General features: G+C 50.9%; 18 protein-coding genes. 14 read left to right on the top strand and 4 right to left on the bottom strand.

The annotated features are described in order from the left end of the window. Positions 1-25: 25 nt before the first annotated feature. The 9 genes from V5J77_RS10805 (at position 26) to V5J77_RS10845 (ending at position 9,769) form a co-directional block, all read left to right on the top strand. Positions 26-709 carry a degT/DnrJ/EryC1/StrS aminotransferase gene (locus V5J77_RS10805; protein WP_338555768.1) on the top strand — a complete coding sequence of 228 codons (684 nt, stop codon included), beginning with the start codon at positions 26-28 and terminating at the stop codon, positions 707-709. Continuing rightward, a complete protein-coding gene (locus tag V5J77_RS10810) occupies positions 699-2,021 on the top strand; it encodes a DegT/DnrJ/EryC1/StrS family aminotransferase (RefSeq protein WP_338555769.1) in 1,323 nt (440 codons plus the stop codon). The genes V5J77_RS10805 and V5J77_RS10810 overlap by 11 nt, the downstream gene beginning before the upstream one ends. Then, positions 2,018-3,079 carry an N-acetyl-gamma-glutamyl-phosphate reductase gene (argC, locus tag V5J77_RS10815; protein WP_338555770.1) on the top strand — a complete coding sequence of 354 codons (1,062 nt, stop codon included), beginning with the start codon at positions 2,018-2,020 and terminating at the stop codon, positions 3,077-3,079. Before V5J77_RS10810 ends, argC begins: the two co-directional genes overlap by 4 nt. Then, positions 3,079-4,965 carry a M20/M25/M40 family metallo-hydrolase gene (locus V5J77_RS10820; protein ID WP_338555771.1) on the top strand — a complete coding sequence of 629 codons (1,887 nt, stop codon included), beginning with the start codon at positions 3,079-3,081 and terminating at the stop codon, positions 4,963-4,965. Before argC ends, V5J77_RS10820 begins: the two co-directional genes overlap by 1 nt. Then, a complete protein-coding gene (locus tag V5J77_RS10825; protein WP_338555772.1) occupies positions 4,937-5,743 on the top strand; it encodes a 1-deoxy-D-xylulose-5-phosphate synthase N-terminal domain-containing protein in 807 nt (268 codons plus the stop codon). Before V5J77_RS10820 ends, V5J77_RS10825 begins: the two co-directional genes overlap by 29 nt. Further along, the gene (locus V5J77_RS10830; RefSeq protein ID WP_338555773.1) at positions 5,740-6,675 is read left to right on the top strand and encodes a transketolase; all 936 of its coding nucleotides are present in this window, start codon (positions 5,740-5,742) and stop codon (positions 6,673-6,675) included. The genes V5J77_RS10825 and V5J77_RS10830 overlap by 4 nt, the downstream gene beginning before the upstream one ends. After that, entirely contained in the window at positions 6,665-7,885 is a 1,221-nt protein-coding gene (locus tag V5J77_RS10835) for an MFS transporter (RefSeq protein WP_338555774.1), read from the top strand. The genes V5J77_RS10830 and V5J77_RS10835 overlap by 11 nt, the downstream gene beginning before the upstream one ends. Positions 7,886-7,918: 33 nt before the next feature. Continuing rightward, positions 7,919-9,154 (top strand): ATP-grasp domain-containing protein, encoded by a 1,236-nt coding sequence (locus V5J77_RS10840; protein ID WP_338555775.1) that lies wholly within the window; start codon positions 7,919-7,921, stop codon positions 9,152-9,154. A 63-nt stretch (positions 9,155-9,217) separates the two neighbouring features. Next, positions 9,218-9,769, top strand: coding sequence for an NAD(P)H-dependent oxidoreductase (locus V5J77_RS10845; protein ID WP_338555776.1), 552 nt, complete (start codon positions 9,218-9,220; stop codon positions 9,767-9,769). A 113-nt stretch (positions 9,770-9,882) separates the two neighbouring features. On the opposite strand, the gene V5J77_RS10850 is transcribed toward V5J77_RS10845, so the two are convergent. Next, positions 9,883-11,121 (bottom strand): acetoin utilization protein AcuC, encoded by a 1,239-nt coding sequence (locus V5J77_RS10850; protein ID WP_338555777.1) that lies wholly within the window; start codon positions 11,119-11,121, stop codon positions 9,883-9,885. Positions 11,122-11,164: 43 nt separating this feature from the next. Then, positions 11,165-11,800, bottom strand: a complete 636-nt coding sequence (locus V5J77_RS10855; RefSeq protein WP_338555778.1) for a GNAT family N-acetyltransferase — start codon at positions 11,798-11,800, stop codon at positions 11,165-11,167. A gap of 178 nt (positions 11,801-11,978) precedes the next feature. Here V5J77_RS10855 and acsA point away from each other — a divergent pair, with 178 nt between their 5' ends. Continuing rightward, positions 11,979-13,703 carry an acetate--CoA ligase gene (gene acsA, locus V5J77_RS10860; RefSeq protein WP_338555779.1) on the top strand — a complete coding sequence of 575 codons (1,725 nt, stop codon included), beginning with the start codon at positions 11,979-11,981 and terminating at the stop codon, positions 13,701-13,703. A gap of 92 nt (positions 13,704-13,795) precedes the next feature. Here the strand turns inward: acsA and V5J77_RS10865 are convergent, their stop codons facing one another. Beyond that, positions 13,796-16,909 carry a transglycosylase domain-containing protein gene (locus V5J77_RS10865; protein WP_338555780.1) on the bottom strand — a complete coding sequence of 1,038 codons (3,114 nt, stop codon included), beginning with the start codon at positions 16,907-16,909 and terminating at the stop codon, positions 13,796-13,798. 282 nt (positions 16,910-17,191) lie between these two features. Between V5J77_RS10865 and V5J77_RS10870 the strand changes: the two genes are divergently transcribed. Together V5J77_RS10870 and V5J77_RS10875 are read left to right on the top strand one after the other, a co-directional pair. Further along, the gene (locus tag V5J77_RS10870) at positions 17,192-17,719 is read left to right on the top strand and encodes a protease (protein ID WP_338555781.1); all 528 of its coding nucleotides are present in this window, start codon (positions 17,192-17,194) and stop codon (positions 17,717-17,719) included. A gap of 140 nt (positions 17,720-17,859) precedes the next feature. Next, the gene (locus V5J77_RS10875) at positions 17,860-19,419 is read left to right on the top strand and encodes a flotillin family protein (protein WP_338555782.1); all 1,560 of its coding nucleotides are present in this window, start codon (positions 17,860-17,862) and stop codon (positions 19,417-19,419) included. 58 nt (positions 19,420-19,477) lie between these two features. Here V5J77_RS10875 and rpsD read toward each other — a convergent pair whose 3' ends face one another. After that, positions 19,478-20,077, bottom strand: a complete 600-nt coding sequence (rpsD, locus tag V5J77_RS10880; RefSeq protein WP_338555783.1) for a 30S ribosomal protein S4 — start codon at positions 20,075-20,077, stop codon at positions 19,478-19,480. 378 nt (positions 20,078-20,455) lie between these two features. Here rpsD and V5J77_RS10885 point away from each other — a divergent pair, with 378 nt between their 5' ends. Together V5J77_RS10885 and V5J77_RS10890 are read left to right on the top strand one after the other, a co-directional pair. Beyond that, positions 20,456-22,405, top strand: coding sequence for a sensor domain-containing diguanylate cyclase (locus V5J77_RS10885; protein WP_338555784.1), 1,950 nt, complete (start codon positions 20,456-20,458; stop codon positions 22,403-22,405). 205 nt (positions 22,406-22,610) lie between these two features. Beyond that, positions 22,611-23,315, top strand: a complete 705-nt coding sequence (locus tag V5J77_RS10890; protein WP_338555785.1) for a hypothetical protein — start codon at positions 22,611-22,613, stop codon at positions 23,313-23,315. Positions 23,316-23,364 lie beyond the last annotated feature (49 nt).

Genomic DNA, 23,364 nt, shown 5'->3' on the forward strand with positions numbered 1-23,364 from the left:
AGTCAAGAATAAAGGAGAATCGGCAATGGCCCATACGACAATTATTACAGCGCCAGAGAAGGTGACACCCATAATCAAAAAGGAGCAATATTTTTCGCTATCCTTTGTTTTATCCCGTGTGCTGAATTCCGGCGTCATCATGAGTATTGAAAAAAATGAGAATGAACTAAAGGGGCTTGAGAAAAGCATTGGCAAGCTAACACAGAGCAAATACGTCTCCTTGTTCAATAGCTACACAGGCGCTGTGCATGCCGCGCTTTGGGGTCAGGATATCGTCCATGGCTCGCTGACGCGCCTAGAGGGGGCAAGCGAGCAGGATCAGCGTTTTTTAAACTGGCTGGGAGTGGGGCTGGTGACAGATGCGGAAGTAGAGCAAGGCTTTGAGAAGGTCAGTGTTACGTGGGACAATTTGCCGCTTCTTGAACATGAGTTGCAGCAGAAGCTACAGCAGCCCCCGGTGCTGGTGCTCGATTTTACGGAGTTGGGCTTCGGCCCTTGTGCCGCTATTGCCGCAAATGACGAGAGCGTCTGGACCAAAGCGGAACGTTTGAAAATATTTGGCGCCTTCGATCTGAAGACGATGTGGACGCAGGAGGAGTCGGAGCCGGATATCCAGCCCGGCGCACAGTTCAACTATAGGCTTAGCCCGCTCGTGGCGGCATGCGTCAAATTATCGCTTTTAAGGAGGAACAGCAGCCATGAAGACTGACTTTATCCGTAAGCCGCTGAGCTTGCCGTCCGAAGCCTGGATTAATGAGCAGCTTGCTTATTATGGGGGGCCAGCGGTCATTCCCGAGGATAGCCGGAAGACGACCTTTCCGTCCATTACGAAAGAGGACATCGTGCAAATGCTAGTGTCGATTCAGCAAAGCCCGGAAGAGGTTATCCATGAGTTTACAGAAAAATACCGTGGCTACGTCGGGGCGAATTACGCGATTGCTACCGCAAGTGGAACGTCAAGCCTGCATTTGGCGCTCGTTGGCGTAGGCGTACAACCGGGCGATGAGGTCATCGTTCCTGCGTTTACGTTCATTGCGACCGCACAGGCCGTAGTGGCGGCGAAAGCGATTCCTGTGTTTGTGGATATTGATCCACTAACCTATAACTTGAATCCCGCGCTCGTGGAGCAGGCGATCACGGCGAGGACGAAGGTCATTATGCCGGTTCATGTCCATGGCTTGCCAGCTGATCTGGCGCAGCTCAGGGCGCTCGCTGACAAGCATCATTTGCGGCTGGTAGAGGATGCTTCCCATGCGCATTCTGCTTCGATTGGCGGTCAGCTTTGCGGGTCTATCGGGGATGGAGCGGGGCAGAGCTTAATGGCGGACAAAAACTTCCCCGTAGGGGGAGAGGGCGGCATCGCCTTTTTCAAGGAGCGGGTGGATTATGAGCGGGCACTGACCTTTCTGCATGAGACGGGCATTGATTACCGAATGTCCTGGATCGCTGCGGCATTTGGCATTAGCCAGCTGGAGCGCTTGCCGTATTATGATGCGATTCGGGCTAGAAATGCGAGCTACTTAACGAATATTTTAGCGCAAACGAGGCTGTTCAAAGGCCCGTATGTGCCTGAGGGCCATAAGCACAGCTACAATATGTATCGTATTAAGCTGGACCCGGAAGCAGCGGGGCTGGGAGATTTGCCGGATTACCAAGTGAAAGAAGCTATTCAGGAGCTGGCAGCAAGCGAGGGCGTGTTTGCACGGGAATGGCAAAACGTGCCGATTCCGGGCCATCTGCCTTTTCAAAACCGCAAGGGGTTCGGCAGGGGGTATCCCTTTACGCTGTCGGAGCGCAAAGACTTTGGCTACCACATCGACCACTTCCCGGAGACGCTGAAGATGCTGCGCTCAACGCTGACCATTTGCCGCGAGCTGCGTTCGCCCATTGAATATGAGCGCATAGCCGCGTATGCGCTGGCGTTTCAGAAGATTGATGCGAACCCGTCTATTATTCGTGAACTCGTGCTTAAGAATACGGCGGCCAAAAAATCATATGAGAGGGATGCGAGACTCGGATGAGTGTAATCGAAAGCAGCGTGAAGCGCGTCGCTATTTTGGGCGGCAATGGCTTTACAGGAGGGGAGCTTTACCGGCTGCTAAAGCGGCATCCTTATTTTAAAGTGGATTTTGTATCCTCGGAATCGAAGGCGGGGCTGCCGCTGGATAAGTTTTTTGTTTCGGCGGCTCGCCAGAAGCGGGCGGATGGCGGGAAGTTTCAGAAGCTGGCTGCGCTTGCCGGACATTATGATTTCATCTTTTCCTGCTTGCCAACGGGTGTATTGCCTAGGCATATCAGTCACATTGCTGAGCATGCCGAATATGTGATTAATGTTAGCGGCGATTATCGGCTGAACGATCAGGAGCTGCTGCGGCAGCATTATCCAGAAAGCCTCAACCATCCAGCGGTAGGGGGCAGCCATTATTTTATCCCAGAGTTTAGCGAAATTAATTTGGAGGCGAAGGTGGTCAATTTGCCGGGCTGCATGGCAGTCGCCACGATTTATACGCTGTTTCCGCTGCTGGCCGCTAATCTGATCGAGCCACGCGTCATCTCAGACGCCAAGACGGGCTCAAGCGGCGGCGGGAAAGCGAGTACAGAGCATCATGCGGAGCGCGCCCATAATTTCCGTCCATATAAAGTGCATGGGCATCGTCATCGGCCGGAAATTGAATTTGCGCTGGAGGAGCATTTGGAGCGTTCCGTAGAGCTGCAATTTTCCGTACACAGCTTGGATTTGCCGCGGGGCATTCTCGTCACGTCCTACTCGCTGCTGAAAGAGCATGTTAGCGAAATTGATGTGAAAAAAGCGTTTTATGGCGCTTACGCGACCAAGCCGTTTGTCCATTACTTTAATTCCAAAAACGGCTCCTACTCGTATCCCATGATTAAAACGACTACAGGAACGAATTACGCTGAAGTCGGGGCGTATGTGGAGGGCCGCAATTGCGTCTCGATTGCCTCCATCGACAATTTGATTAAAGGTGCGGCGGGTCAAGCGATCCAGGCTGCGAACCTATATAGCGGCATTGCGGAGGAGGCAGGCTTACAATTTGAGCTGGAGGGGGCGTGGCCTTAATGTCAAGCCGGAGCTTGTATGTCATTAAACTCGGGAGCAGCACGATTATGCATCATCCCGAAGTGTTCGCCGAGCTTAATGCTTTGGTGCAAAAAGGAAGGAAGGTGCTGCTTGTAGCGGGTGGAGCAGAAGGCATCCGGCAAAAATACGAGCAGTTGAGCAGGAGCATTCCGGTTCTCACTTTAGCGAATGGAGACGAGGCGCGGTACTGCTCGCCATCGGAAATGCCGCACATTCGGGCGGCGTATCAGGAGTTTATTTTAGCGAAGGTTCATGCGCAATTAAAAGACTATCAGCTGAGCGTATTCGCCCAAATTGGCGGCGACAACGAGGTTGTGCTTGGACAAAAAGCTAAGCCGATCAAAGCGGTCAAGGATGGAAAAATCGTTATCGTTCGCGATTCTCTGTTCGGCTCCTTTACAGGGTGCAACGTCGATTTTTTACAGGCTACGCTGCACGTATTCGACGTCGTATGCTTGACTCCGCCTATATATGACCGCGAGCTAGGGGAATACATTAACATTGATGCGGACATGCTGGCGGCTCATTTGGCAACTGAGCTTGCAGCCGAGCATCTGCGTTTTGTGACAGGCACGGCAGGGCTTTTGCAAAATGTGGATGAACCAGCTTCTACAATTGCTGACGTCTATTTAGGTGATGAAATTCACTCCATTCAAGGACGAATGAAGCAAAAGGTACGGGCGGCCAATTATGCGATCAGCCAAGGCATTTGCGATGTAAGCATAACGGGACCTCATTCGCTGAATCAGCCCGATACGGGTAAAACGTGGTTTTGGAATATGCAGCGTGATGTCAGCGGGACGGATTTGCTTAGAAAAGCGATTCGGATACCATCCGTATCGGGCGATGAGTCGGAGCTTGCCAGCTACTTGGTGAATGCGGTGCAGCTGCCGGGGGTCAACGGCTTTGTCGATGAGGCTGGCAATGCCGTGTTTCGCAAAGGAACAGGGCCTAACCAGCTGCTGCTGCTCGGCCATTTGGATACCGTCCCTTATAATTGGCAGGTTACCTGCGATGAGGAGCGAATTGCTGGCCGGGGAACGGTCGATGCCAAGGGCAGCCTGCTGAGCTTCATTCACATGCTGTATGCTGCGGAGGTGCCAGAGGATGGCTCGCTGCTCGTCATCGGAGCCGTGGAGGAGGAGGTCTCCTCGTCCAAGGGTGCCTTCTATGTAAGGGATCATTACCGGGCGGATGCGGTTATTATCGGCGAACCGAGCGGGGAGGACAGCTTGACGCTCGGCTACTATGGGCTATACAAGCTAAGCATCTCGATTAGCAAGCCGCAGGAGCATTCCGCTGGCAAGGATAGCCTTAGCGTGCTGGATCAGCTGTATACAATTGTTGCGGATATTCGGGAGCAGGTCAGAGGCGTTGATCCGAGCAGCTTATCCTCTCTTATTGATATAAAACATAGTAATCACAATGGAATACTTAGTGCTATTGGCCTTTTAAACTTTAGAATTTCCCCGCTTGCGGGCAAGGATTATGCAAAGCAGATCCAGCTGGATTATGGCGATGGCGTGACAGTTTCCGTGCTGCGTGCCACGCCAGGCTTCGCAAATCCGCGAAACAGCCCCTTAGTGAAAGCCTTTGTACGCAGCTTTGCGAGCAAGGGAAAAGCCATTCATTATATTAAAAAGCGCGGAACAAGCGATATGAATACGCTGGCCACTACATGGGAAGACGTGCCGATGGTCGCTTACGGCCCAGGTGATGCAAGCCTCGATCATACGAACGAGGAGCATTTGCTGCTGAGCGAGGTGCATGGAGCAAGAGCGATATTACAGGGCGCTATTGAGGAATGGTATCGCCTGAAATCGGAGGAGGGTTCCTATGGGTACGCTGGCACAGTCGCCAAGTAATTCAGCAGGCCTTGAGGAGCTGCTGGCGAAAGCGCAGGCCGCGCGCAGCTCTATTATTGATATGGCGGCTCGCGAGACGGGCTGCCATATCGGAGGCAGCTTATCCGTCATTGATTTGCTTATTGGCGCTTATGCCAAATTTCATCAGGACGCAGACACGGCCATCGTGCTGAGCAAAGGTCATTCCGCAGCGGCATTATATGCAGTGTTGTATCAGTATGGGATTCTATCGGATGATCCTGCCGCCTCCTACGGCGGAGCGGAATCGCTGTTCACCGGGCATCCCAATCCGAAGCTGCCCGGCATTCCGTTTGCGACAGGCAGTCTCGGGCATGGGGTAGCCTATGCAGCCGGCTGGGCGCTCGGACAGAAGCTGCGGCGCACGAGCGGGATAGGGATAGCGATAGGCGGCGATGGCGAGCTTCAGGAGGGCTTGTGCTGGGAAACGGCTCAGCTCGTACAGGCGAAGGGCATAACGAATTTTATTTATGTCGTCGATTGCAACGGAGGACAAAATGATGGCCTGCTAGCCGATATTTCGCCGTTGCCGAATTTGCGAGAGCGATTTGTTGCGTTTGGCTTTCAGGTCAAGGAGATCGACGGGCATGATCTGGAGCAAATTATTGCAGCGCTGGAGCCGGATGGGGAGAAGCCGCTGGCGATTTTGGCCCATACGGTGAAGGGCAAGGGTGTTGCTGCCATTGAAGGCAATCCACACGCCCACTATGCCAAAATTTCCGAGAAAATAGCGCTGAAATGGAAGAGGGGCTTGCAATGAGCAGCTTAGCAGCAAGAGAGGCCTACAAGGATGAACTAACGAAGCTGGCAGCGGATCATACGAATATTATTTGCCTTGAGGCAGACTTGGGCGGAAAAGAGCATCCTTTTCAGCAAAGCTATCCGGATCGTTTTTTTAATTTAGGCATTGCAGAGCTCGCCAGTGTAGACATTGCCGCGGGGCTGTCGAAGGCCGGCTTCGTCCCTTTTTTCTCAACCTTTGCATCATTTGCCGCCTTGCGGGCGGCGGAGAGTGTGAAGCTGGCGCTAGGCTATATGGGCGAAAATATTAAAATCGTCGCGGCCTATGGCGGGGTATCAGGCGGCTGGTTCGGAACGACGCATCATTGTCTGGAGGACATCGCGGTTATCCAGTCGTTCCAGAACATTCGCATCGCTTGTCCGCATGGGGAAGCGGAGACGAGGCGGGTTGTACAGGAGGCCGCAGCGTCGAGCGAGCCCTACTACATTCGTCTGGCGCGCAATGACAAGTTTGACAGCCTCGCCCGTGATGAACAGGGAAGCTGCCGCGAGCTGCTGTTCGAAGGGACTGTCCGCAGCGATGCGCCGCTGTGCTTGGTGTCGATTGGCGAGCAGGCTACTGAATTGTGCAGCCGGATCTATCAGGAGAACGCGCTGGTCAATCATGCGCACCTTTGCTATGTAGACCGCGACAGCCTGAAGCGATATAAAGCAGAGCTGCAAGCGGCAGCGGAAACGTTTCTCGTCGTCGAAGAGCATCGGGCGGCTGGCGGCACAGCGTCGAGTCTGTCTCTGCTGCTGCCGGAGAGCCGAGTTTACTCTCATGATTGCGGCGAGGAATGGCCCATCTATGGCGGCAGCCATGCAGACGTGCTGCATTATTTAGGCTTTGGCTATGAAGCGCTGACAAGGCAGATTGCAGAGCTCGGAGGAAATAGCGATGATATTTAGCGTGCTGCGGCCAGCAAAATTCCGTTATTTTTTTCTCTCGGACATCATTTCCGGCTTTGGAGTAGGGATGAGCACCATTGGCGCCAACTGGTTTCTAATGGATCAGACGGGCTCGATTAGCGCCATTGGCTTTATGCTGGCTCTCAATGTCATTGCGGGCTTCCTGATCTCGCCGTTTGTCGGCAGCTTGACTGACAAGTTTAACCGCAAGGCGATCATTCAGTGGACGTATTTTATTCGTGCGGCAGCGGTGCTGGCTATTATGGGCTTGTTCTTATGGACCGGCTTCCATATTGAATATTTATATTTGTTTACAATCGTGAATGGCATGGGCTGGACGATCTATATGTCGGCCTCCCGCAGTCTGGTGCAGGAGCTGCTGCCCGAGAAGGACTTGATTAAGGGCAATTCCTTAGTTGAGATCAGCCTGCAGGTGGGGATGTTTATGGCGGGAGCAGCCTCGGGCGTACTGTATAAATATTCGGGCTTCGAAGTCATTCTGCTCATTAATGCGCTTGTGTTCATTATAAGCAGCCTGCTGCTGTACCGGGTCAGCTATGAGGCGATTGCGGTTGAAAATAAAAAAGAACCGTTTGTATCCAGCTTTAAAAATGGACTCAGCTATTTGGCGGAGCGCCCGTTTATTTTTTTCCTCGGCGTAATTGCCATTATTCCATTAGTATCCACGATGATTTATAATGTCGTGCTGCCAGGCTATGTCAGCGATGCGGTGAAGGGCGACTCGGTCGTATTCGGCTTGTCGGATATGTTTTATGGCGTTGGCGGGCTAATATCCGGCTTTATTGCCGCTCCGCTTGCTGCGAAATTATCAAAAAATACGACGATTGCTTTATTTTTCGCTGTAGCTGTCGGTGTCTTGCTCGCCATCGCCTTTAACACATTTGCGCTTGTCCTATATTTGGGCAGTGTGCTTATTGGACTCAGCAATTCCTCGCTGCGAATCGTCATGACGACGACGCTGATGGAAACGGTATCGAAATCCTACATGGGCCGCGCCATGTCGGTATGGATGGCGATCTCGCTGCTGCTTCAGACGGTGTCTGCGTCGGCGCTGGGCTTGCTTATCGACCATTATTCCGCAGCCGCAGGCTTTCTCTGTATGAGTGGGCTGATGCTCGTCGGGCTGATTTTGCACCGAATGCTTGTAGCTAGCAGCGGCGTGAAGGCGAAAAAAACGCTGGAGGTATAAATTCATTATTCTATCAACTAAAGGAGAATGGCTATGACCGAACCTAAAATCGTCGCTTTTGTGGAGCCTAGCTTCTACGGAGTGAGCTTTGCAAGAGCGGCCTTTCAGCAGGGCTGCAAAGTAATTTCGATTGTATCCTCTGTGGATAACCCTCGCTTATACGGCTATGAAGGCATCTATCACGATTTAATAGTTGCAGATATTCGAGATGAGGAGTCTGTATATGGGGCGATTCGCAGCTCAGCGTATTTCGGCAAGCTGGATGCTTTAATTCCGGCGACCGACTATGCCTCGCACTTGACGGCAAAGGTCGCAGAGCGGCTGGGACTTAGAAGCGTGCCGTATGAGGCGGCGTTGAAATCAAGAAATAAAGATTTGGCCCGCGAAGCCTATGAGGCCTTTGGGGTGCCCAGCGCCAAATACAGGAAGGTGAGAACCTATGAGGAAGCGGAGGCTGCGGCTCGTGAAATTGGCTATCCAATCGTACTTAAGCCGACCAATTGTGCAAGCAGCCAAAATGTCTATTTTATTTCCGGGCAGGATGAGCTAAAGGCTGCGATGGCAATCATCTCTGATTTTAAAGTGACGTATATGGATTTCAAAGTGAGAGAGGAATATTTGGTTGAAGAATATTTGGAGGGTCAGGAGTTCAGCGTGGAAATTTTTCTTGAAAATAGCGAGCCAGCCTTTGCGGTCGTGACCGAAAAAATAACGTCGCCGCTGCCTTATTTCGTCGAGGTTGCGCATACGCTGCCGACCTCCGTGCATACGGATAAGCAAGCGGAAATTATTGAAACGGCGGTAAGCGCACTGCGAGCCATTGGCATTACGGATGGTCCTAGCCATGTGGAGGTGAAGCTTTCGGAGCAGGGTCCGCGAATTATCGAGGTGAACGGCAGACCGGGCGGCGATAATATTTCCTCCGATTTGCTCGTTCAGGCGCTGGGCGTTGATTTCTTTGAAGCGACCGTCCACTATTATTTAGCCGAGCCGGTAAACGTTCATGCAAGCCGCAGCCGGGCAGCGGCCATTGCCTATTTGCTGGCTGAGAAGGACGGCATCGTAGCGTCCGTGGAAGGGCTTGAGCATTTGCAGACAGGAGAAGCGGTCGTTCGTTCACATATTTCCGTGCGGCAGGGGGATCAAATTTCCGTAGCCAAAAGCTCGGATGACAGGCTCGGCTATGTCATTACCGTAGCCGACACGCCGCAGGAGGCGAAGCAGGCCGCGCTTGAATTAATAAACAAGGTGGAGCTTGTCTATCAATAAGCTAGGTATCAGTAAGCTAGGCGGGCCAGCTATATCCAATAGACACAGGAGGACGACAAGCAGATGACGAACATTCTGATTGTTAACGGACATGATTATTATGACAGAGCGCAAGGGAAGCTGACCCAGACACTCGTTGCAGCGGCAGTTTCACAGCTTTCGAAGCAGCATGTCGTTCAGACAACGACGGTTGCTGATGGCTATGAGGTCGAGCAGGAAATTCAAAAATTTCAATGGGCAGACGTTATTATTTTTCAGACGCCTATTTATTGGTTCAGTATAACAGGGCTGCTCAAAAAATATATCGACGACATTTACCTGCCGAATATTTTCTTTGGCAAAGCGAAGGAGTTTGGGCGCGGCGGCCTGTTCACTGATAAGAAGTATATGCTGTCGCTCACATGGGGGGCGTCCGCTGCTGCGTTTTCCGATCCAGCGAACTTTCTGGAAGGGAAAAGCGAGGATGAGGTGCTGTTCAGCGTACATAAAACTCAACAATATTGCGGGCTGAAGCGGCTGCCTACCTTCTCGCTTTACTCTTCCATGCGCGAGCCAGATGTGGAAGATGGCTTAGCGAGGCTTGAGATTCATTTGAAAAAGACGTTCGAGCTTTGATGAATGGAGGAGAGAGGGTGAGGAGAGAGGGCTTCGATAGCTTGTTTGAAAGCATGGTCGAAGCTCCTCACGCCGCATTATTTCCTTGCCGTCCTGCTTTCGGCGAGAGCCGCTTATAAATCCTGGATCGCGATTTCGCAAATTGTACGATTTTTGGCTTCAATTTCACTGCGGCGGGGAATAGGCGGAATTTGCGCCAAATCGTCCAGCCACCATTGGGGCAGCTCACTCGGGCTGCTTTTTTGCCATTTGTCGAGCCATTGCTGCGGCAGGCGCAGCTTGCTCTCAAGAGGGCGTTTCACTTCTTCAAGCGCTTCTGCCTCTAGTTCTGCTGTAGTTTTGCCTATAAGCTCGGCTGCAATTGGATGATCGATCATCGTCAGCCATACGAGAGCCCATGCACGCGGAACGACGCGCCATAGATCGTAGCCGCCACCGCCCAGAGCGACCCATTTGCCGCCCGTATAGGTATGCGCAAGCTCGTGAATGATAGCGGGCATTTCACTATAAATGCGCATGCTGCAATGAATATGCGACAGCGGATCATAGGCGTGAGCGTCGCAGCCATGCTGGCTAATAATAATATCAGGCTTGAAGGCGGCTGTGACCTGCGAAATGGAGGTGCGGAAGCATTCCAGCCAGGAATCGTCCTCCGTATAAGGCTCCATAGGCAGATTGAAGCAGGTGCCAACGCCCGCATCGGTTCCTTTTTCATACACATAGCCGGTGCCTGGGAAAAGAAACTTGCCCGTCTCATGGATGGAGTAGGTGCATACATCGGGATCATTGTAAAAAATCCACTGCACCCCGTCGCCATGATGGACATCGGTGTCAATATAAAGCACCCTCGCGTTGTACGTTTCCCGCAAATGCTTAATGGCTACAGCTGCGTCATTATAGACACAGAAGCCGGAACCGCGCTCTGGAAAAGCATGATGCAGCCCGCCTGCCATATGATAAGCATGCAGCGTTTGTCCGCTCATCACCAGCTCCGCCGCTTCTACGGAGCCTGCAACGATAGCTGCCGCTGCCTCATGCATGCCAGGGAAGAAAGGCGTATCCTCCGTATTAAGTCCAAATTGCCCGGAGCTGTCCTGCTCTTCCGGTGCAGGCGCCAGTGAGCTGAGCTGCCTAACGGCTTCTATGTAGTCCTCGCGATGCGCCAGCGCGAGCATTTGGCTGCTTGCTTGGCGGCTGGTCTCATGCCATTGCTCCTCGGGGAGCGCGCCCAGTGTTTGAAGCAGATCGACCGTAAGCGTCAGCCTGATCGGATTGAAAGGATGCTCCTCGCCAAATTTATAAAGCGAGCAGTCTGGCTGATGCACAAAAATAGCATTTGACGGCACAATCATAAACGAATCACGTCCTCCTCCGGCCCATTACGCCGCTCTATCCTTAATACATAAACCGCTGCCGAAACCGAACGCGGTCAAACTGTTCGATTGATGCCAGCGGCACTTCGCTGCCAATCCGCACCATCAGGCAGTTGGCGGGATGGGAGCAAATTTCCGGATCATCGGTTGCGTACCAAATCATATCAACTGACTTCATCAGCTTCTCCATCATCGTGCGATAGTCCCAGACGCTGAGTCCCGTGCTTTTCAAATCCCAATGCCAATAATATTCCGTTGTGAAAATAATCAGGTTTTCCATCTGCTGCTCCGCGAAGGCGAGCTGGATCATTTTTTTGCCGAGCCCATAGGAGCGGTAGTCATTAGCTACTTCGACAGCGCCAAGCTCGACCAAGTCGATCATATTTCCTTCGGACCAACGCTCCAGCTCATCAGGGTAATGGAAGGTGACATAACCGACGATGCAATCGGCTTCCCGGGCTAAAATGATGCGCCCCTCCGCCAAACTGGCGATTTCAACTAGCGCTTGATGCTGTTCCGCAGGCTTGCGAAATGCATCAAGGTCTGGATGCATAGCAAGCAGCATTAGCTGCTCAGCAGGAACAGGTCCTTCCAGCACAAGCTCTCGGCCATCTGCGAGTATAATTTTGTCCTGCTGGTAGTGTTTGCGATGCTGCAAGGCATACTCCCCTCTCTGTGGTGCTGCCTAAAAGGTAAGGCTTGTTCTACTAATGGTTATAGCAAACATTTGGCCAAATGAAAAGCATAGTCGAAAATAAAGCAGATATGTTATAATCGTCCATGTAAGCGTATTCCACTCGGTAAAGGTGTAATAGATTTGATGGGAGAGTGATAGAATGTCTGATCTACATCAAGAGCGAATTTCAGCAGTAGCTAATAATTCTAACCTGGTTGATTATGATGAAGCTGTAAAAACCTTCCGATGGGAAACGATTGAGCAGCAGTTCAGCTGGCACCAGACCGGAAAGGTGAATATGGCTTATGAAGCGATAGATCGCCATGTATCTGTAGGCAAGAAGGATAAGGTTGCCCTTTATTACAGTGACAGCTCGCGCGACGAGTCCTACACATTTGGGCAGCTGCAAGCGCAATCGAATCAATTTGCGAATGTGCTGCGGGGGCTCGGCATTACGAAGGGCGAGCGCGTATTTGTGTTTATGCCGCGAACGCCTGAGCTGTATATAAGCGTGCTCGGAGCGCTCAAAGTCGGTGCTGTTATCGGCCCGTTATTTGAAGCGTTCATGGAGACAGCGGTCAAGGATCGCCTTCAAGACAGTGAAGCGTCTGCCATTATAACGACGCCAGCGCTGCTCAGCCGGATTAAGCGCGATGAAATTCCATCGCTGCGGCATATTATCGTTTATGGCGATGAGGTGCAGACAGATGACGTAATCGTCGATTACGCCGCTGAGATGGAGCAGGCATCGACCGATAGCGAGATTGAATGGCTCGGGCGCGAGGATGGCCTTATTTTGCATTATACATCTGGTTCGACTGGAAAGCCTAAAGGCGTCTATCATGTGCAAAATGCGATGATTCAGCATAAATATACTGGCCAGATTGTCCTCGATTTGAAAGAGGATGATATTTACTGGTGCACCGCCGACCCGGGCTGGGTTACGGGAACATCCTACGGTATTTTTGCGCCATGGCTTAATGGGGCAACAATTGTCGTAAGAGGGGGCAGGTTCAGTCCGGCAGATTGGTATGGCACGATTCAAAAATACGGCGTCACCGTCTGGTACAGTGCCCCAACAGCGTTCCGCATGCTGATGGGCGCAGGCGATGACGTCGTATTGAACTACGATTTGTCCAGCTTGCGCCATGTGCTCAGCGTGGGCGAGCCGCTTAATCCGGAAGTTGTTCGCTGGGGGATGAAGGTTTACCAGCAGCGTATTCACGATACGTGGTGGATGACGGAAACGGGCGGACAGCTAATTTGCAATTATCCATCAATGACGATTAAGCCAGGCTCCATGGGCAAGCCGCTGCCGGGTGTGGAAGCGGCGATTATTGATAATCAAGGCAATGTGCTGCCACCATATCGGATGGGCAACTTGGCGATTCGCACGCCATGGCCTTCGATGATGCGCAAAATTTATAATAACCCTGCCAAATACGCGGAATATTTTCATCTGGAGGGCTGGTATGTATCGGGTGATTCCGCCTATATGGATGAGGATGGCTATTTCTGGTTCCAGGGCCGCATTGATGATGTCATTAATACAGCAGGCGAGCGGGTAGGGCCGTTTGAGGTGGAGAGCAAGCTTGTTGAGCACCCTGCGGTTGCAGAGGCGGGTGTTATTGGGAAGCCTGATCCGATGCGCGGCGAGATCATTAAAGCTTTTATCGCCCTGCGCGAAGGCTATACGGCATCCGATGAGCTGAAGGCGGAAATTGCCCAGTTTGTGAAGGTGGGCTTGTCTGCACACGCGGCACCGCGGGAAATTGAGTTCAAGGATAAGCTGCCGAAGACGCGCAGCGGCAAAATTATGCGTCGTGTGCTGAAGGCATGGGAGCTGAATTTGCCAACAGGCGATTTATCAACGATTGAGGATTAAGGACAAAGCTCAAAAAAGCTCCGGTTCCATGCAACGTTAGTTGCGGAACCGGAGCTTTTGTTTTAGAGCGATTCATCTATAAAATATAATAGTTAACCGCCAATGCTTACTTTCGAGGAAGGAGCAGACTGCCCGGCAGCGTTCTCTGCTGTCACATAGAACGCTCCTGCTGCAAGCGGCGAGGCGTAGACGAAGCTCGTCTCTGCGGTAGTGCCTATTTCTACATACTTCCCATCGTTGCTCGCGGCAAAATAAACATGGTACACCTTGACCTGCTCGTCGGCTGCACTTGCCTGCCAAGACAAGGTAACGCCCGTTTCATTGCCTTGCGCGGAAAGGCCAGCAGGGGCTGCTGGTGCAGACAAGCCGATTTCTGGCGTTGGCCGCGCATCAGGTCCTTGTTCTGGATCGCCGCTTTGCTCAGGCGGCTGTGCCGGATTTAGTGGATCAGGAATTTCAGGTGTCACAGGTGCTTTGCCAAAGCGAACAATTTGGCTAGGTGCTGATTCCTTGCCTGCAACATCTACCGCTGTTACATAGAAGCTGTAGCCGTTGCCCGCACTGACGGTAAAGCTCGCGCTGTAGGTGTCTCCGAGCAGGATGGAATTTCCTACTTTGTTAAAGGAGCCTTCGTTAACAGCTTGATATAACCGGAAGCCGACAACATCATTTTGGCCCGGAGCGGAGAAGGAAAGGCTGACTACTCCCTGACCGATTGATATGAGTGCTACATTGCCCGGTGCGCTTGGCGCGCTTCCGTCATCCTTACGAGGATCGACCTTGGAAGGCGCGTTTTTGTCTGCATCCGCCGGCAAGTAGTAGCTTAGCGCTCTGCGGCTGCTAGCCGGAACGCGAGAAAGCACTTTGCTGATTTCATCCATAAGCTCGTCAAGCGGCTTCTTGCGCTTAATAACCGTCTGCTGCGATATGAAATCGGAAGGCGTTGCATCTTGAGCGACATAATTGACGCCGTTGTAGCGTATGAATGACATATTCACAAGGGCATCATCCGCTTGCTTAGGAATATACTTTTTGTTGAACCAGTCGGTTACGAGCATGCCCGCTGATCTTGTTACTGCGGTAGGCAGCTTGCCGCTGGCACTAGATACAGTAGCTTTAACAACGCCATCAGGCTGCTTGAAAGCCTTGGTCGCAAACATGTCCGGCTTCTGCTCGGCAAGCTGATTCATCATCTTCGCCCAAATTTCGCGGGCGCGCTTGCGGCTGTCGCCTTCGAGCGTGTAGATCGGTTTCTCATAGCCGGCCCATACGCCAAGCGTGACATCAGGGGTGAAGCCCATGAACCAGACGTCGCCGTAGTTTTGCGTAGAGCCCGTTTTGCCCGCATACGGAATTTTACCGTAGTTTTTGAGGCGGGATGTAAGCGAGTTCGCTGTACCGCTTGGGCTGGAAATAACGGTGCGAAGCATATCCGTCATTAAGAAAGCGGTCTGCTCAGAAAATACGCGAGTCGGCTTGTGCTGATGCTCGTAGACGATTTTGCCGTTAGCATCGGTAATCTTCGCGATCATATAAGAATCATTGTACAGGCCTTGATTCGGAATCGAACCATAAGCACTCGTCAATTCTTCAACGGACACCCCGATGCTGAGTCCGCCGAGAACGCCAGTTTGTGCGGCATCATCTGCTGGCTGCAGCGTTGTAATACCGAGCTTTTTAGTAAACTTCCATGCTTCCTTAATCGTAACCTCATCAAGGAAAATCTTTAGCGCTGGCAAGTTAAGCGAGCGATTGAGCGCTTCGCGAGCGGTAACGAGACCGCTGTAACGATTATTTGCATTTTTTGGAATATGATAGCTGGAACCGCTGTTTTTCAAAATAATCGGCGCATCATCCAAGACGCTTGCTGGTTGGATCAGCCCTTTATCAATAGCCGGCAAATAGGCGGCGATAGGTTTCATCGTTGAACCTGGCTGCCGAGTCATCTGCGTAGCAAAGTTCATCTGCTCCTCGTAAAAATCGCGGCCCTCCAGCATGCTAAGTATAGCTCCGGTTTTGTGGTCAACGAGCACGGCTGCAATTTGCTCAATGCCTTTCTCCTTACTGTCGGGAGTGAAATTGCTCGGGTCATTTCCAATATCGCGCATCATTTTATAAATATCTTTGTCAATCGTCGTATGCACCTGATAGCCGCCACGGAGCAGATGCTCACGCGCTTCTTCAATCAGATCGGCGTTTTCCTTCTTGCGAAGATCGGCTACGGTCAGTGTCGGGTCCTGCTGCATAAGCATGACTTCAGCTGCTTGACGCTCCGCCTCCAGCATGAGGTAAGGATAGGTCGTATAGGCTTTCGCTACTGGCTTCGCGAGCGAGCCGCGAATATCGAATTTTTTCGCCTCATCATACTCCTGTTGGGTAATGCGCCCAGTCTGCAGCATTCGCATCAATACGGTTCCTTGACGCTCAATCGCGAGATCAAAGCCGCCCTCATTGAACTGTCCTTTGCCGTTAAACGCGGTATAAGCGGAAGGACGCTGCGGCAATCCGGCCAAATAAGCCGATTGCGCAATGTTCAGCTTGCTCAAATCGGTAATGCCAAACACACCTTTGGCAGCCGCCTTGATGCCATATAAATTGTAGCCGCTTGAGCCATTTCCGAATGGTACTTTATTCAAATACGCTGCAAGAATTTCCTTTTTCGTCAAATAACGCTCCATTCGCAGTGCAAGAAAAATTTCCTTCACTTTACGGCTGTCCGTCACGTCTAGGCTTAGAAATACGCGGCGTGCCAATTGCTGGGTAAGCGTACTGCCGCCTGTCTGCGTATCTTCATTAAGCAGCTTTTGCTTGACAGCCCGTCCCAAACCGTTCAAATCGACGCCATAATGCGATTCGAAATTATTGTCTTCAATAGCAAGCACAGCGTCAATAACTTGCGGGGGAAGCTCATCGTAATCAACTAGAATACGATCTTCTTCCGTACGAAGCTGTCCAATAAGGGTATCATCATTAAAGAAGACAAAGCCTGTAACTGAGTTTTCGTTTATTTTCTCTTCAATTAAGGTTCGCGGTCGTACTTCTTCTCCTTTAACCAAAGAGGCCACATAGCCTGTAACGGCTCCCCCCGTTAGCAAACCGGCGAATATGACGAGGTAAACAAGCCACTTTACTGTCAGCCATGTTACGAGTCCAAATGTGCGCCAGCCGCTTCTGCGGGATGATGATGGTTGTTGATCTTCCTGCATATGAATTTACTCCTCCTCCAATACACCCAACTATTATAGCATAAAACACCAGTTCGAAAAGAGGTAACCTGATTGACTTCGCTCATTTGCTATGTTATGGATGCACGAAAAACGACATACCCAATATTTGAAGGGAATTAATAGTATGACAAAAAGAAATATAGCCTAGTAATCGAATTAAAAAGGGCAATTCCATTTGAGAATTGTGAAACATTTCCCAAGCAAACGCGTATTAAATAAAAACAGTTATAACAGCATTTGGTTGCAGAAAGGGGGGGCAAGGTGGAAGCGTTGTTCTGGGGCTGTCTGATTGGCGGCGTGCTTTATGCAATTGTAAGCGTTATATTTGGCGATATCCTTAGCTCCGCTTTTGACGGAGCACTCGATTTCCTCGCCAGCGAAGGTTATGGCTGGCTTCAGCCTACCTCGCTCGTAGGGGGGATCACCGCCTTTGGCGGCGCAGGGCTGCTGCTGCAAAAATATTCACCACTGACAGCTGGAATTGTAATTGTCCTTGCTGGATTAGTCGCAATTGTCGCAGGCGGAGGCGTTTACTTCCTATATGTGAAGCCGATGAGTGAAAGCGAAAATTCCACAGCCGTCTCGATTCATGATTTTACGGGGCGGCTTGGTGAAGTATTAGTGCCGATACCAGCGATAGGCTGCGGCGAGGTGCTGATGCCGGCAGGGGCAGGATACTCCAATCAAATTGCCGCAAGCTTTGATGGCGAGCCGATTCCAAGCGGCGTTCGTATTGTCGTAATTGAAGTAAAGGAGCATACGCTGTATGTTTCTCAGCTTGAAATATAGAGAAAGGATATGATTTCGCTATCCTTTCTCTATCATTCTCGGATTGAAACGCGCCGCGCCGCCAAAAGACGGCGACAGCCGTTTCACCTTAACCCACTGTTATAACTGGCTATTCGACAAACAGAGAGGAGCTTGATGCTATGCCTGAATTTTTGCTTATTCCAATCATTGTTGTTGCTGTATTCGTCGTACTTGGTCTCGCGTTCTGGGCGCGCTACAGAACGGTTAGCCCGGATGAGGCGATGATTGTAACCGGCTCATTTCTTGGAAGCCGCAATGTCTTGATGGATGATAGCGGTCGGCGTATTAAAATCGTCAGAGGCGGAGGAGCCTTTATACTGCCGATCTTCCAAAAGGCTGAATTTCTTTCCTTGCTCTCCCATAAGCTGGATGTTTCTACCCCAGAGGTGTATACGGAACAGGGCGTTCCGGTTATGGCTGATGGTGTTGCTATCATTAAAATTGGCGGAATCGTTGAGGATGTTGCAACTGCTGCCGAGCAATTTATGGGTAAGCCGACAGAAGAGCTTAAGAGCGAGGCGCAGGAAGTGCTGGAAGGACATTTACGGGCGATTCTTGGTTCAATGACGGTAGAGGAAGTGTACCGCAACCGCGATCGGTTTGCCCAAGAGGTGCAAGGTGTAGCAGCTAAAGATTTGAAAAAGATGGGTCTGCAAATTGTCTCCTTTACAATCAAAGATTTGCGCGACAAGCACGGGTATTTGGATGCGCTCGGCAAGCCTCGTATCGCGGCTGTGAAGCGGGATGCGGACATTGCACAAGCTGAAGCGGTGCGTGATGCAAGAATCAAGAAGGCGAGCGCTGAGGAGGAAGGACAGAAGGCTGAGCTGCTGAGGGATACGAATATCGCTGAAGCGGAGAAAATGAAAGAGCTCAAAATCGCGTCCTTCAAAAAGGATCAGGATACCGCGAAAGCGGAGGCGGATCAGGCTTATGCGATTCAAGAGGCTCGTGCAAAGCAAAGCGTAGTCGAAGAGCAAATGAAAGTTGAGCTCGTGCGTAAAGAGCGGGAGATTGACCTCGAAGGGAAAGAGATTTTACGCAGAGAGAAGCAATATGACGCCGAGGTGAAGAAAAAAGCGGATGCCGATCGTTATGCAGTCGAGCAGGCGGCAGAAGGGGAGAAATCCAAGCGACTGCGCGAGGCGGATGCGCTCCAGTACAGCATTGAAGCTGAAGCGAAGGCTATGGCTGAGCAGAAGCGGCTGGATGGCTTGGCCGTAGCGGATGCTGAGCGCGCCAAAGGTACGGCAGAAGCCGAAGTAATCAGGCTGCGCGGCTTAGCGGAAGCGGAGGCAAAGGAGAAGCTGGCAGAGGCGTTCGAGAAGTTCGGAGAGGCAGCGATTCTCGATATTATTGTGAAAATGCTGCCTGAGCTGGCAGGCAAGGTCGCTGAGCCAATCAAAGGCATTGATAAGCTGACGGTTGTCGATACAGGCAATGGCGAAGGGGCGATGCGTCTGAGCAACTACGTCACTTCCCTGATGGCAACAGCGCCAGAAATGCTGAAAAGTGTAGCAGGCATTGATGTTAATGCTTTAATGAAGGGTTTGACGACGAAAAATACATCATCCGCTGCTCCAGTGCTGCCTGCTGCTCCGGATAAAGCTTCCTCAGCGAGCGATGCCTTGCTTCAATTGCTGTCAACGAAGGAAGCTGGTCAAGAGGACAACAGCTAGCCATTATAAGCAGACAAAAAAATCCCTGGCATCATAAGATGACCAGGGATTTTCGTTATTAACGGCTGTAGAACTCGACGATTTGTTTAACGTCGATTTCTTGCGTCAACTCAGCACGCTCTGGGAAACGAACGTACTTGCCTTCAAGCGCTTGGTCGTTAAACTCAAGGTAGTTAGGCAGGTGATGACGGCCTTCAATAGCTTCTTTGATCGTTTTCAGACCACGGCTGCGCTCGCGCAGGCCGATTACGTCGTTAATTGATACAGTGTAAGAAGCGATGTCGACTTTTTTGCCGTTAACTGTAATATGACCGTGAGATACCAATTGGCGTGCACCAGCACGCGAGTTGGACAGGCCAAGACGGTAAACGAGGTTATCCAGACGGCTTTCCAAAAGCACGAGGAAGTTGTCGCCGGAAATACCTTTCAATTTAGCTGCTTTATCGAACAAGTTGCGGAATTGCTTCTCGTTCAAACCATACATATGGCGCAGCTTTTGTTTTTCTTGCAATTGAACGCCGTAGCCGCTCAGTTTCTTGCGTTGGTTCGGGCCGTGTTGGCCTGGTGGAAATGGACGTTTGAGATCTTTGCCCGTTCCGCTCAGGGAAATACCAAGGCGGCGGCTTAATTTAAATTTAGGTCCTGTATAACGTGACATGCGTCGTGTTAACTCCTTCAACAAATGGGATTTTTGAAGATGGGGTTGTGTTTCGCGGAACAAGCTCAAATGCTCAAGTCAAAACTTAGAGCCTAACAAGCACCTCAGCCGCAGGCCTGTCAGTGAACTTATTCTCGAGGGTGACACAAAACCGTACGCCCATGTATTCAACAATTAATATTATATGAAATTCAAGCAGAAAGTCAAGAAAATTCAATGTTTGTACTTTGTATCATCGTTATGGGGTCTTTAGGCCTATATACCAACTGCCAATTAGTGCAATATTCTTAAAAATAAAGTATGATGAAAGTATCTTCTTCATACATAGATGACTGCTCATCTCCTTGTTTAGACCGACAGAAGGGTTGGGTGTTGCAGATGAACAATCGAAACCGAGATGGAAATTCTAACAACCATTTTGCTCAGGCTGCGGCTCCTGTAGAGCAGTTGCAACCTGAAATATGGTTTATGCACGAAGATATTAACGATGCGGACAAGCCCTATTTAATGCCGTTGCTTCACGAAAGCTTCGGGCAATGGTTCAGGGAAGCAAGCGAAGACAAAGAAGCGATGCAGGGCAGCTCTTTCTTATTTGACTGGGAACTGCATTTAATTGATAGCACGGGTGCTGTGGAAGGGCAGGAACTGTTGTGGCACGAAGAGCTGCGGCTGCTAGCTGCACAAGTGGCTGCGACAGGCAGCTTAGCTACGCTGTCATTTGGAGACCCGCTTAATTATGCTGCTGCTGTTCCTGTCCGCAAACGCTCGAATAGTGAGCCCTTTAGCATATTTATACATATTGCCACAAGCAGTGCCGTCGAAGCCGAGCAGCAGGCAAGGCTTGGCGCCCTTCATTTCCGAAGCTGCTTCTATCGCGCTTTTGAACATATATATGTCCAGGATTTGCTGCTCCAGCAAACACGAACGGAGAAGGACGCAAAAATGCGGGATGCGCTTTTTATGGCAGCTAAGCGATTGTATGATCAATTCGATGTTACTGCCGTGCTGTCCGAAATGCTGAGCAGCTTGGGCCAGCTTTACCCAAGCTCCGAAGTTAATTTGTTTTTGTCACAGGACCATTTGAATGGCGACGTGCGCGTCAAGCCGCTTATTTTTAAAAATGCAGCACACGACATTGTCGCGAAAGCTTTCATGGAAGGCAAGCCGATGACGCAGAAGCAGCGTGATGGCACGATACGCCTTGCGGTTCCAATGAACGGCAAGCAGGCTGCTTACGGCGTGCTCTGCATCTCGATTGACGCTGAGCGCTGGGATATTGCAAATATGCCGGCCTTCGTGCTGCTTGCGGATACGGCGGGTTCTGCGTTTGAAAATGCCAAGCTTTACGAGCAGTCCAATTTGCTTATCAATGAGCTTCGTGTCATTAATGAACTGGCGAAACGGCTGAATCAATCGCTGAAGCTTAAGGATATATTCAAGTTTGCGATGAATGAGCTGCTTAATATTTTTGAAGCTGATTATTGCTCTATTCTCCAATTGGATAAAGATCGCAATCAATTTAAAGTGATGTCCAGCAATATTCCAATGCTTGCACGCGAGCAATTTGTGCCGGATTACGGCTTTAGCGGCATTATTAACCGCACGAAAGAACCGCTTATTTTATCAGATTATTGGCAAACCCGAGTCGTAACGTCTAAAATGATGGATCACACTGGCTCTCGCTCGCTTATCGCCGCACCTATTATGGTTGAAGATGAAGTAGTGGGCGTGATCATGGTTACACATAAAAACCCTCATTATTTCTCCTACGACAACTATAAGCTGCTCCAAATTATGTCCACACATATTGCCTTGGCGGTGACGAACGCTTCGCTGCATTCAGAAGTGAGGCGGATGGTCATTACGGACAATTTAACGGGGCTGCACGCCCGCCACTACCTGAATGAGCAAATTCTGAGCCGTCAGCGCAAAGATCCGCTAGGCTCACTTGTACTCGTCGATGTTGACCATTTTAAGCGCATTAATGATACATTCGGTCATCAGGTTGGGGATCGTATTTTAATTCAGGTTAGCGAAATTATACGGACCACGATTAGGCAGGGAGACATCGCTGCCAGGTGGGGCGGAGAGGAGCTGGCCGTATATTTGCCAGGCATCCGTTCTGAACAGGCTTTTCGGATTGCTGAACGTATACGTCTGCTTGTGGAAGAGGAGACGGACCCTAAAGTGACGGTTTCCTGCGGCGTGTCGGAATGGACGTTTGAAAATGAGAAAATCAGCGTTGAATCGTTATTTTATCGTGCAGATATGGCCTTATATGATGCGAAAAACAACGGAAGAAACTGTATTCGACTTGGGGTAGGGTAGAAGCTTCAACTGGACAATCGGGTATTGAATGATCTTGTGAGGAAGAAGAGAAGCGCCATGGGCATTTTGCTCAGGCGTTTTTTATTTTTATATCCAGAAGGCCGCCTTTGTTCCATTAAACAATACCTGCCCTGAAAGGAATAAGGAGTCTGCTGCTTCGGGGAAGCTAATGATTAGGAAATGCAACCTTAGGAGGGAAGCGGAAATGAGAATAAAAAAGTGGACTGCTCTATTACCTTTACTAGCAGTGACGGCTTGGCTGAGCGGCTGTATGAATGTGGCAGACAAGCGAACACCGGAGCAGTGGCTGACTTTATCAGCTGCTGGGCTTGCGGCAACGGATAAATACAGCTTCAGCGGCTCGACTGCTATTATTGGAGCAGATGGCTGGAGCTACACTCCGCAGCGCTTCTCGGGAGAGGTGTTGAATCATGAACAGATTAGATCGTATGCAGGGACAGCAGCGAATGAGAGCGCATCTCGCACGCCAGCGCAGCTGCTTAAGGAGCTCCAGCAGTCGACTAATATGGCAAGCATTCAAACAGAGTCCACAGCGGAGGGCTACCTTGTGCTTCATGCGGCTCTTGACAAGGAGACGGCGAAGAAAAGGTGGGAGAAGCGCCTGACGGCAGAAATGGAAGCTCTCGCGAGCCGGGCTCCCTCAGTGGATGGAGCGCTGCGGCAGGAATGGCTGCGCACGTATGAGGCGTCTCATCAGGAGCTGAAGCAAATGCTGGCTACCTTAGAGGTGGATGGACAATACGAGCTGACCATCGACCGCAGCAGGCTGGTGCCGCTCCAGTTGGAAGAGCAAACGACATTTGCTTATCAAAAACAGGGCAAAAGGATCATGGAGAAGCGGACGACGAACATTTCGCTTAGCGCTTTTGATGGTTCTGCTTCGCCATGAAGGGTGCACGCGCCTGTTAAACATGTTACGATGGGGTTGGCAGTAAACG

Source organism: Paenibacillus sp. KS-LC4, from assembly GCF_036894955.1.
Lineage (GTDB): Bacteria > Bacillota > Bacilli > Paenibacillales > Paenibacillaceae > Pristimantibacillus.

Bases quoted from the DNA above. Each gene is read 5' to 3' on its own strand.
- V5J77_RS10805 (WP_338555768.1), top strand. From the start codon at position 26: ATGGCCCATACGACAATTATTACAGCGCCAGAGAAGGTGACACCCATA.
- V5J77_RS10810 (WP_338555769.1), top strand. From the start codon at position 699: ATGAAGACTGACTTTATCCGTAAGCCGCTGAGCTTGCCGTCCGAAGCC.
- argC (WP_338555770.1), top strand. From the start codon at position 2,018: ATGAGTGTAATCGAAAGCAGCGTGAAGCGCGTCGCTATTTTGGGCGGC.
- V5J77_RS10820 (WP_338555771.1), top strand. From the start codon at position 3,079: ATGTCAAGCCGGAGCTTGTATGTCATTAAACTCGGGAGCAGCACGATT.
- V5J77_RS10825 (WP_338555772.1), top strand. From the start codon at position 4,937: ATGGGTACGCTGGCACAGTCGCCAAGTAATTCAGCAGGCCTTGAGGAG.
- V5J77_RS10830 (WP_338555773.1), top strand. From the start codon at position 5,740: ATGAGCAGCTTAGCAGCAAGAGAGGCCTACAAGGATGAACTAACGAAG.
- V5J77_RS10835 (WP_338555774.1), top strand. From the start codon at position 6,665: ATGATATTTAGCGTGCTGCGGCCAGCAAAATTCCGTTATTTTTTTCTC.
- V5J77_RS10840 (WP_338555775.1), top strand. From the start codon at position 7,919: ATGACCGAACCTAAAATCGTCGCTTTTGTGGAGCCTAGCTTCTACGGA.
- V5J77_RS10845 (WP_338555776.1), top strand. From the start codon at position 9,218: ATGACGAACATTCTGATTGTTAACGGACATGATTATTATGACAGAGCG.
- V5J77_RS10850 (WP_338555777.1), bottom strand. From the start codon at position 11,121: ATGATTGTGCCGTCAAATGCTATTTTTGTGCATCAGCCAGACTGCTCG.
- acsA (WP_338555779.1), top strand. From the start codon at position 11,979: ATGTCTGATCTACATCAAGAGCGAATTTCAGCAGTAGCTAATAATTCT.
- V5J77_RS10865 (WP_338555780.1), bottom strand. From the start codon at position 16,909: ATGCAGGAAGATCAACAACCATCATCATCCCGCAGAAGCGGCTGGCGC.
- V5J77_RS10875 (WP_338555782.1), top strand. From the start codon at position 17,860: ATGCCTGAATTTTTGCTTATTCCAATCATTGTTGTTGCTGTATTCGTC.
- rpsD (WP_338555783.1), bottom strand. From the start codon at position 20,077: ATGTCACGTTATACAGGACCTAAATTTAAATTAAGCCGCCGCCTTGGT.
- V5J77_RS10885 (WP_338555784.1), top strand. From the start codon at position 20,456: ATGAACAATCGAAACCGAGATGGAAATTCTAACAACCATTTTGCTCAG.
- V5J77_RS10890 (WP_338555785.1), top strand. From the start codon at position 22,611: ATGAGAATAAAAAAGTGGACTGCTCTATTACCTTTACTAGCAGTGACG.